The following is a 1,730-nucleotide window of genomic DNA, read 5'->3' as shown; positions in this document are numbered from 1 at the left end:
GCGACTGGTCGCACTTAAAGGCCAATCTGGCCCACACGATCGCTTCGATTGCCAATCAGACGCATTCGGATTGGCGTGCTGTTATTGTTGCCAATGAAGGTGCAGATCTCCCGCCGTTGCCGGACAACTTTTCGGTGACGCGGGTGACATTCCCGCCGAACGACATCCATGACCGTGGGAATGCCACTGAGGCCGATTTCCTTGATGCGTTTCGTTTCGACAAGGGCCGCCGCGTCTTGTCCGGTATGCTGGATGCGCCCAATAGTCGCTTCTTCATGATCGTCGATGATGACGATTTTGTCAGCGCGCGAATCACGCAATTTGTGTCCGAGCACGCGGATGAAAACGGATGGGTCATTGAGGCGGGGTACATCTGGAGTGATGGCGGTAATCTTCTTTTTTGTCACGACGATTTCAATAGCGCGTGCGGTACGTCGCTAATCGTGCACTCGCGCGTTTATGGTCTGCCGTCTACGATCGAGGAGGCAGATACCGAATGGATGAAGGACATGCTTGGAAGTCATCGACGGGTTCCCCCGATACTGGCAGCCAAGGGACGCCCGCTCCAAAAGCTCCCATTTCGCGGAGCGGTATATCGCGTCGCTAACAAAGGATCGCATAGCGGTATGGGCGGAATCGTAAGAGCATACTTTCTGAACGCGAGTACACTGCGGCGCCCATGGAAAGTGCTTCGGCATCTCGCCAACCTGAGGCTGCTGTCGGCTGAGCACCGCAAAGAGTTTTTCGGATCGAAAGGGTAAATGCTGAGATGGACACGAACTACAACATAGATTTGCCTTCTGTTCCGATCCGCGATCCATTCATGATCCGTCTGAGGCGTAAGCTTGTTCGGACATTCATAAGGCCAGAAACGCCAGCCACGGCCATGGGATGGCCATCTATGCCTTATCCGACCGTAGAGCTGGCCTATTGGCGTCCAGGCGAGGGAGTGAACTTCGGTGATGAGTTGTCTCGTACAATTGTTGAACTTATGCTTGCCCGTAAAGGGACCACAGTTTTCGATGAGATACCCGTCACCCGGCGCATGTTGGCAATCGGTTCGGTTATTCATTATGCATCCGACGACAGCGTCATTTGGGGGAGCGGGGTTAATGGCAGCGTAGTGGAAGCGGCCCATACCTACAAATCCCTCGATGTGAGGTCCGTGAGAGGCCCCCTCACAGCTAAGTTCCTGTCAAAAAGGGGTATATCCGTGCCTGAGGTCTATGGTGATCCGGGATTGTTGATAAAGGCCTTGACCGGGGGTAGATTTGGGACGCGTAAAGCGGGTAAGACAGGGATTGTCCCTCACATGTCAGACCTACATAGACCGGAGATAACGCGCCTCCATAACGCGTCTGGCGAATCTATTATCAACCCCTACCGTAGTTGGAATGTAGTGGTCGATGAGATAGCTAGCTGCGACTTCATAATCTCGAGCTCACTGCATGGTTTAGTTGTAGCAGATGCCTTTGGAATCCCGGCGATTTATCTTCGGCTTGGTGACAGAGAAGGACTTTTCAAATACGAAGACTATTACGCAGGAACTGGCCGGTCATTGCGATTTGTGACATCCATGGATGATGCGCTGGCCGACAAGGGGTGTGAGGCCCTGAACTACGACCCGACCCCTCTCTTAGATGCCTTCCCCTACGACATTTGGATTAGGTGAGATTAGGACGGTTATTGAGAATTTGTCACTGTCTAAAATTTTTTTCTAGATATTATTA

Annotated in this window: 2 protein-coding genes; both read left to right on the top strand. The window is 52.4% G+C overall.

Going from position 1 to position 1,730, the window contains the following annotated elements; translation table 11 throughout:
- A partial coding sequence (locus tag WKI41_RS14240; RefSeq protein ID WP_340194163.1) for a galactosyl transferase occupies nucleotides 1-761 on the top strand: 761 nt, incomplete at its 5' end.
- Between the two features lie 8 nt (nucleotides 762-769).
- The gene (locus tag WKI41_RS14235) at nucleotides 770-1,672 is read left to right on the top strand and encodes a polysaccharide pyruvyl transferase family protein (RefSeq protein ID WP_340194162.1); all 903 of its coding nucleotides are present in this window, start codon (nucleotides 770-772) and stop codon (nucleotides 1,670-1,672) included.
- Nucleotides 1,673-1,730: the final 58 nt, after the last annotated feature.

The organism is Agrobacterium larrymoorei (genome assembly GCF_037722385.1).
Taxonomy (GTDB): Bacteria; Pseudomonadota; Alphaproteobacteria; order Rhizobiales; family Rhizobiaceae; genus Agrobacterium; species Agrobacterium larrymoorei_C.
The sequence above is the reverse complement of the archived record's forward strand: the minus strand, read 5'-3'. Positions and strand labels throughout refer to the sequence as shown.

Coding starts and splice junctions, on each gene's coding strand:
- WKI41_RS14235 (WP_340194162.1), top strand. CDS start 770: ATGGACACGAACTACAACATAGATTTGCCTTCTGTTCCGATCCGCGAT.